The sequence below is a fragment of the Bradyrhizobium sp. NAS80.1 genome, from assembly GCF_001908205.1.
GTDB lineage: Bacteria > Pseudomonadota > Alphaproteobacteria > Rhizobiales > Xanthobacteraceae > Bradyrhizobium.
In genome coordinates this window covers 49,476-56,544 of sequence record NZ_LGHL01000114.1, presented here as the reverse complement: position 1 = coordinate 56,544, position 7,069 = coordinate 49,476, and the positions used below count along the sequence as shown (strand labels likewise).

The window sequence follows — 7,069 nt, the reverse complement described above, 5'->3', positions numbered from 1 at the left end:
TGCAATTCGGCGGCGCGGCCGGCACGCTCGCCGCCCTCGGCGACAACGGGCTCGCGATCGCCGAGCGGCTGGCGCAGGAGTTGAACCTGCCATTGCCGGAAGCGCCCTGGCACACCCATCGCGACCGCATCGCGGAGGCCGCGTCGGCGTTCGCGATTCTCGCCGGCAGCTGCGGCAAGATCGCGCGCGACGTCTCGCTGATGATGCAGACCGATGTCGCCGAAGCGTTCGAGCCCGCCGGCGAAGGCCGCGGCGGCTCCTCGACCATGCCGCACAAGCGCAATCCGGTCGCCGCCGCAAGCGCGCTGGGCGCCGCGACCATGGCCCCGCAACTCGCCGCGACCATTCTGGCCGCGCAGGTGCAGGACCACGAGCGCAGCGCCGGGCCTTGGCACGCGGAATGGCCGACGCTGCCGCAATTGATGCTGGTCACCTCAGGCGCGCTTGCCGCCATCGTCGACATCGCGGAAGGGCTCGACGTCGACGCCGCGCGCATGCGCAGCAACCTCGATGCGACGCAGGGCCTGATCATGGCGGAAGCGGTCACCTTCGCGCTGGCCGAGAAGATCGGCAAGAGCGATGCGCATCATCTCATCGAGGCCGCGAGCAAGCGCGCGGTTATCGAGAAAAAACATCTGCGCGATGTGCTGTCGGCCGATTCGCAGGTCACCGCGCATCTTTCGCCGGAAAAAATTGCGGCATTGTTCGAGCCGATGGCCTATCAAGGTGCATCGCAGGCCCTGATCGACCGCCTGCTCGACAGCCTCGACCGCGAATAGCAGGAATAGTACGGAGACGCCGCATGCCCATGATCGATGCCGACGGTTGCCTGATCAACGTCTCCGTCGAGGGCCGCGACGGCGGACCGACGCTGATGCTCTCCAATTCGCTCGGCTGCACGCTGCAGATGTGGGAGCCGCAGATGAAGGCGCTGACGCAGGTGTTCCGCGTCATCCGCTACGACCGCCGCGGCCACGGCAAGTCCAACGTTCCGCCTGCCCCCTATACGATGGAGCGCTTCGGCCGCGACGTGCTCGCGATCCTCGACGACCTCAACATCGAGAAGGTGCATTGGTGCGGCCTGTCGATGGGCGGCATGGTCGGGCAATGGCTGGGCGCGAATGCGCCTGATAGGTTCGGCAAGCTCATCCTCGCCAACACCTCCTGCTACTATGCCGAGCCGACCAAATGGCTGGAGCGCATCGACGCGGTGAAGAAGGGCGGCATCGCCGCCGTCGCGGATGCCGTGATCGCCGGCTGGCTGACGCAGGATTTCCGCGAGCGCGAGCCTGACATCACCGCCAGGATGAAATCGATGCTGCTCGCCACCCCCGTCGAGGGCTACCTCGCCTGCTGCGAGGCGCTGTCGACGCTGGACCTGCGCGAGCTGCTGCCGAAGATCAAGAGCCCGACCCTGGTGATCGCCGGCCGCCACGACATGGCGACGCCGATCTCGGCGGGTGAACTGATCCGTTCGAAGATTCCCGGCGCCAGCATGACCATCATCGACGCCGCCCACATTTCCAACGTCGAGCAGCCGCACGCGTTCACCGACGCGGTGGTGGGCTTCCTGACGCAGCGCTGATCGAGCCGATCGTCATTCCGGGGCGTGCGAAGCATCGAACCCGGAATGACGATCCGCATTTCACGACCTCGAGATTCCGGGTTCGCCTCTTCGAGGCGCCCCGGAATGACTCGCCGGAGGATAGAATGGACGACCAGAAGCGCCGCGATGCCGGCATGAACGTACGCCGAAAAGTGCTGGGCAACGCCTGGGTCGACAAGTCGATCGCTAACCGCAATGCGTTCAACACCGATTTCCAGGACATGATTACACGCTATGCCTGGGGCGAGATCTGGACGCGGCCACATTTCGACGAGCGCACGCGCCGGGTGCTGGTGATCGGCACCATGGTCGCGCTCGGGCAATGGGACGAGTTCCGCCTGCATGTGCGCGCGGCGCTCGCCGAGGGTGGCTTCACCCCCGACGACATTAAGGAAATCCTGCTCCAGCAGGCGATCTATTGCGGCGTGCCGGCGGCGAACCACGCCGTGAAGGAAGCTTCAGCGATTGTGCAGGAGCTCGGCCTGCTCAAGGCTTAGCGACACGGGAGCCTGGGCCTGGGCGGCCTGCGGCGCCGCCTCGGGCCGTTCGATCAGCACCACGATCGCAGCACCGAGTAACAGCAGGAGCTCGGTGGCGTGCAGCTGGAGCGCGGCCATTTCGCCGACCTTCGAGGCCATCACCATGCTTGCAAACGAGATCACGCTGCCGATTGCAAGCGCGATCCCGAGCGCCTCGTCGCTGCCGCCGCTCTTGCGGATGCGGGGAATGCAGAGAAGCGCAAGGTAGATCGCAAAGAACGCCACGACGGTCAGCCGTCCCAGCGCCAGAAGCCAGGCGGCGCGCACCGTGCTCATCCCCGCCATCTGGAGATGGTCGCTGAGGAACAGCGCGACCGCGACGCTCGGCCGCTCATAGAGGCCATGCACCGGCGCCACCATGATGTTGAAGGCAACGAGCGTCCAGGCCGGGATGAAATAGGCCGCCAGCAGCGCGCCGTTGACCGAGCCGATCCGCCAGTTCCTGAACATACCGCTTCCCGCTTCGCCTGCTACACGCCTTCAACGGAAGGCTTTGCCGGGAGCTAACTCCCATCAGACTGAGGCGGCAATTTAAACCCTTTGTTTACCTTAACCGGCCCGGTGGGCCTCGCCCCCACAGAAAAAGGCCCCGCCTTTCGGCGGGGCTCTCTTAGCTCCTCGGCTCCCTAGCTACTTGTCCTGGCCACGCTGACCACCACCCTGCTGTCCGGGCTTGTCGCCCTGGCGCATCGGGTCATGTTGCTGCTGCTGTCCGGGTTTCTGGCCGCCGCCCTGCTGCTGTCCGGGGCGCTGCTGGCCGGGGTTCTGACCCTGCTGACCCGGATTCTGACTCTGCTGTTTCGTCATTGGGGGAAACTCCCTTGTTGGACGTCAGAGACGAGACAACGGCCGGCGTCGAATTTTGTTGCCTCGCGGAACCCGGTTCCTCGCAAGTGCGGAACCGGGACATCGGTAACGAAATGACCTCTGTACAAGCCTTTATGCCAATGCTTGGCCAGTTGCAGCCGCCAGTTCCCTCCTGTTACAAAACGATGAGAATGCTCAAGGGCTGCCGGGGCCCAAGACTCTCTGACCAGGTTTGATACGGCAGCGCATGGATTATTTCGCCCAGCAGCTCATCAACGGCCTCGTCCTGGGCTCGATATACGGCCTGATCGCCATCGGCTACACGATGGTCTACGGCATCGTCGGCATGATCAACTTCGCCCATGGCGACATCTTCATGATCGGCGGCTTCATCGCGCTGATCACCTTCCTGATCCTGATCTCACTCGGCCTGACCGCGATCCCGGTGATCCTGCTCGTCGTGCTGCTGGTCTCGATGGCGATCACAGCGCTCTATGGCTGGACCATCGAGCGCATCGCCTACCGGCCGCTGCGCCACTCCTTCCGCCTTGCCCCGATGCTGTCGGCGATCGGCATGTCCTTCGTGCTGACCAACTACTCGCAGGTGGCGCAAGGCGCCCGCGTCAAGCCGATCCCGCCCTTCATCACCGGCGGCTACACGCTGCATGAGAGCGCGGACGGCTTCGTGATCCAGCTCTCCAACATCCAGATCATGGTGGTGCTCACCACCATCGCGCTGCTGGCGATCTTCACCTGGCTGGTCTCGCGCACCCGGCTCGGGCGCGACATGCGCGCCTGCGAGCAGGACCAGACCATGGCGGCGCTGCTCGGCGTCGACGTCGACCGCACCATCTCCATGACTTTCGTGATCGGCGCAGCGCTCGCGGCGGTCGCCGGCCTGATGTACCTGCTCTATTACGGCCTGGTCGATTTCTACATGGGCTTCGTCGCCGGCATCAAGGCCTTCACCGCGGCCGTGCTCGGCGGCATCGGCTCGCTGCCGGGCGCGATGCTCGGAGGTCTTGCGATCGGCCTGATCGAGACGTTCTGGTCGGCCTATTTCTCGGTCGAGTACAAGGACGTCGCTGCGTTCTCGATCCTGATCATCGTGCTGATCTTCATGCCGACCGGCCTGCTCGGCCGTCCCGAAGTCGAAAAAGTCTGACGGTCGCGCGTGACAGCTCCCCCAACCATGACGGCCAAACCTGCAACGGGGATCCCCTCTCTCCTGAAGACGGCTTTCATCAACGCCCTGATCGCGCTGGTGCTGTTCTCGCTGATGGTCGGCATCCGCACCGAGGCGGGTTCCGACGGCCAGCTCACCTATTGGACGCGCTTCGGCGACCTGGCATCCCTCGTCGCCGCGGTGTTCGGCGGCTCGATCGTGATCGAGCTGTTGCGACAGTGGATCGGCCCGACCGGCGCGGAGAAGCTGGTGCCGCAGGCGGTTAAGAGCGGCATGTCGTTCGTCGGCCGCTACCTCGCGCCCGCGCTGCTGATCTTCACGCTGCTGGTGCCTGTCATCTTCTATGACCAGCGCTATATCCTCGACCTCGCGATCCTCGTGCTCACCTATGTGATGCTCGGCTGGGGCCTGAACGTCGTGGTCGGCCTCGCGGGCCTGCTCGATCTCGGCTATGTCGCCTTCTACGCGGTGGGCGCCTATTCCTACGCCCTGCTCGCCACCAATTTCGGCTGGTCGTTCTGGATCTGCCTGCCGCTCGCGGGCATTCTCGCCGCGTTCTGGGGCATGCTGCTCGGCTTCCCCGTGCTGCGCCTGCGCGGCGACTATCTGGCCATCGTGACCCTCGCCTTCGGCGAGATCATCCGCCTCGTCATCATCAACTGGCAGGATCTGACCGGCGGCCCCAACGGCGTCACCGGAATTCCGCGCCCCTCGTTCTTCGGCATCCCGCTCGACAACAGCGATGACGGGCTCGCCGCCAAGCTCGGCATCGAATATTCGCCGACCCATCGCATCATCTTCCTCTTCTACCTCATCCTGGCGCTCGCGCTCCTGACCAACTGGGTGACGATCCGCCTGCGCCGGCTGCCGATCGGGCGGGCCTGGGAAGCCTTGCGCGAGGACGAGGTCGCCTGTCGCGCGCTCGGCATCAACACCACGACCACCAAGCTCACGGCATTCGCGACGGGCGCAATGTTCGGCGGCTTTGCCGGCGCGTTCTTCGCGACACGCCAGGGCTTCATCAGCCCGGAATCCTTCACCTTCCAGGAATCGGCGCTGGTGCTCGCCATCGTCGTGCTCGGCGGCATGGGCTCGCAGCTCGGCGTGGCGCTTGCCGCGCTCGCCATGATCGGCGGCTTCGAGCTGTTCCGCGGCCTTGAGACCTACCGCATGCTGGTGTTCGGCATGGCCATGGTGCTGATCATGATCTGGCGGCCGCGCGGCCTGATCGGCCATCGCGCACCGACCGTGTATCTGACCAAGGCGCAGGCGATCTCTTCCGACCTTGTCAAGGAAGGGCACGGATGAGCGGCGACAAGATTCTCAACGTCGACCGGCTGACCATGCGCTTCGGCGGCATTGTCGCCGTGCAGGACCTGTCGCTTGCGGCCGAGCGCAAGAAGATCACCGCGCTGATCGGACCGAACGGCGCCGGCAAGACCACCGTGTTCAACTGCATCACCGGCTTCTACAGGCCGAGCGGCGGCACCATTCGTCTCACCCATGATGACGGCAGGACAATCGCGCTGGAGCGGCTGAACGATTTCCGGATCGCCAAGCGGGCCAAGGTGGCGCGCACCTTCCAGAACATCCGCCTGTTTCCCGGCATGACCGCGCTGGAGAATCTGATGGTGGCGCAGCACAACACACTGATGCGCGCCTCCGGCTTCACCTTCCTCGGCCTCGTCGGTGCGCCCGGCTATCGCGACGCCGAAAAGCAGGCGATCAATCTCGCCACCGACTGGCTCAGGCGCGTCAATCTGCTCGACCGCGCCGACGATGCCGCCGGCAATCTCGCCTATGGCGACCAGCGCCGGCTCGAAATCGCGCGCGCGATGTGTACCGAGCCCGCGCTTTTGTGCCTGGACGAACCTGCCGCCGGCCTCAATGCACGCGAGAGCGCCGCGTTGAGCGAGCTCCTGCTCTCGATCCGCAACGAGCTCGGCACCTCGATCCTTCTGATCGAGCACGACATGTCGGTGGTGATGGAAATCTCCGACCACATCGTGGTGATGGACCATGGCGTCAAGATCGCGGAAGGCTCCCCGCGCGAGGTCCGCGACGATCCCAAGGTGATCGCCGCCTATCTCGGCTCCGACGAAGACGAGGCGGTGGCCGTGATGGAGAGCGGGTCGTGACGTCGGCACCCACTCCCCTGCTCGCGATCCGCGGCCTGCATGCCGCCTACGGCAAGATCGAGGCGCTGAAGGGCGTCGACGTCGAGATCAATGCCGGCGAGATCGTGGCGCTGATCGGCGCCAACGGCGCCGGCAAGTCGACGCTGATGATGACGATCTTCGGCAAACCGCGCGCCCGCGCCGGCCAGATCCTGTACGAAGGCCGCGACATCACCTACGTCCCCACCCACGCGATCGCGCATTTGCGCATCGCGCAATCGCCGGAAGGCCGCCGCATATTCCCGCGCATGAGCGTCGCTGAAAACCTCCAGATGGGGGCGGACGCCACCGAATGCACCGACACCGAACGCGACGCCACGCTGGCACGCGTGTTCACGCTGTTTCCGCGCCTGAAGGAACGCTATGCCCAGCGCGGCGGAACGCTGTCCGGCGGCGAGCAGCAGATGCTGGCGATCGGCCGCGCCCTGATGAGCCGCCCCCGCCTGCTCCTGCTCGACGAGCCCTCGCTCGGGCTCGCGCCGCTGATCGCGCGCCAGATCTTCGATGCAATCCGCACCCTGAACCGGCAGGACGGCCTGACCGTCCTGATCGTGGAGCAGAACGCCAACCATGCGCTCAAGCTCGCCCATCGCGGCTATGTCATGGTCAACGGCCTGATCACGCTGGCCGGGACCGGCGCCGAGTTGCTGCAGCGCCCCGAGATTCGCGCCGCCTACCTGGAAGGCGGCCGGCACGGCTGACCGGGCTGGAAGGCGGACCGCGTGCGGGCCGAATGTGGCGAGATATCTCCGCA

At 65.4% G+C, this 7,069-nt stretch carries 9 protein-coding genes; 7 read left to right on the top strand and 2 right to left on the bottom strand.

Annotated elements, in window-relative coordinates; genetic code table 11:
• The 3 genes from AC629_RS24825 to AC629_RS24815 form a co-directional block, all read left to right on the top strand.
• Positions 1–779, top strand: a 779-nt coding sequence (locus AC629_RS24825) for a lyase family protein (protein ID WP_245331989.1), incomplete at its 5' end; no start/stop codon positions are given.
• Positions 780–802: 23 nt separating this feature from the next.
• Positions 803–1,585 carry a 3-oxoadipate enol-lactonase gene (gene pcaD / locus AC629_RS24820; protein WP_084807569.1) on the top strand — a complete coding sequence of 261 codons (783 nt, stop codon included), beginning with the start codon at positions 803–805 and terminating at the stop codon, positions 1,583–1,585.
• 125 nt (positions 1,586–1,710) lie between these two features.
• Positions 1,711–2,103, top strand: coding sequence for a carboxymuconolactone decarboxylase family protein (locus AC629_RS24815; RefSeq protein WP_084807568.1), 393 nt, complete (start codon positions 1,711–1,713; stop codon positions 2,101–2,103).
• Here AC629_RS24815 and AC629_RS24810 read toward each other — a convergent pair.
• Both AC629_RS24810 and AC629_RS47075 read right to left on the bottom strand, forming a co-directional pair.
• The gene (locus AC629_RS24810) at positions 2,065–2,595 is read right to left on the bottom strand and encodes a hypothetical protein (protein ID WP_084807567.1); all 531 of its coding nucleotides are present in this window, start codon (positions 2,593–2,595) and stop codon (positions 2,065–2,067) included. The genes AC629_RS24815 and AC629_RS24810 overlap by 39 nt on opposite strands.
• A 180-nt stretch (positions 2,596–2,775) precedes the next feature.
• Positions 2,776–2,952 carry a hypothetical protein gene (locus AC629_RS47075; RefSeq protein ID WP_168195579.1) on the bottom strand — a complete coding sequence of 59 codons (177 nt, stop codon included), beginning with the start codon at positions 2,950–2,952 and terminating at the stop codon, positions 2,776–2,778.
• Positions 2,953–3,199: 247 nt separating this feature from the next.
• Here AC629_RS47075 and AC629_RS24805 point away from each other — a divergent pair, with 247 nt between their 5' ends.
• The 4 genes from AC629_RS24805 to AC629_RS24790 are packed head-to-tail and all read left to right on the top strand — an operon-like array spanning position 3,200 to position 7,016.
• Positions 3,200–4,117 (top strand): ABC transporter permease subunit, encoded by a 918-nt coding sequence (locus AC629_RS24805; RefSeq protein ID WP_084807566.1) that lies wholly within the window; start codon positions 3,200–3,202, stop codon positions 4,115–4,117.
• A 27-nt stretch (positions 4,118–4,144) separates the two neighbouring features.
• Positions 4,145–5,446: a high-affinity branched-chain amino acid ABC transporter permease LivM gene (gene livM, locus AC629_RS24800; RefSeq protein ID WP_084807565.1), complete on the top strand. Its 1,302-nt coding sequence runs from the start codon at positions 4,145–4,147 to the stop codon at positions 5,444–5,446.
• The gene (locus tag AC629_RS24795) at positions 5,443–6,276 is read left to right on the top strand and encodes an ABC transporter ATP-binding protein (RefSeq protein WP_084807564.1); all 834 of its coding nucleotides are present in this window, start codon (positions 5,443–5,445) and stop codon (positions 6,274–6,276) included. Before livM ends, AC629_RS24795 begins: the two co-directional genes overlap by 4 nt.
• On the top strand, positions 6,273–7,016 hold the full coding sequence (locus AC629_RS24790) for an ABC transporter ATP-binding protein (protein ID WP_084807563.1): 744 nt from the start codon (positions 6,273–6,275) through the stop codon (positions 7,014–7,016). The genes AC629_RS24795 and AC629_RS24790 overlap by 4 nt, the downstream gene beginning before the upstream one ends.
• Positions 7,017–7,069 lie beyond the last annotated feature (53 nt).

Coding starts and splice junctions, on each gene's coding strand:
- AC629_RS24810 (WP_084807567.1), bottom strand. CDS start 2,595: ATGTTCAGGAACTGGCGGATCGGCTCGGTCAACGGCGCGCTGCTGGCG.
- livM (WP_084807565.1), top strand. CDS start 4,145: ATGACGGCCAAACCTGCAACGGGGATCCCCTCTCTCCTGAAGACGGCT.
- AC629_RS24795 (WP_084807564.1), top strand. CDS start 5,443: ATGAGCGGCGACAAGATTCTCAACGTCGACCGGCTGACCATGCGCTTC.
- AC629_RS24815 (WP_084807568.1), top strand. CDS start 1,711: ATGGACGACCAGAAGCGCCGCGATGCCGGCATGAACGTACGCCGAAAA.
- AC629_RS24805 (WP_084807566.1), top strand. CDS start 3,200: ATGGATTATTTCGCCCAGCAGCTCATCAACGGCCTCGTCCTGGGCTCG.
- AC629_RS47075 (WP_168195579.1), bottom strand. CDS start 2,952: ATGACGAAACAGCAGAGTCAGAATCCGGGTCAGCAGGGTCAGAACCCC.
- pcaD (WP_084807569.1), top strand. CDS start 803: ATGCCCATGATCGATGCCGACGGTTGCCTGATCAACGTCTCCGTCGAG.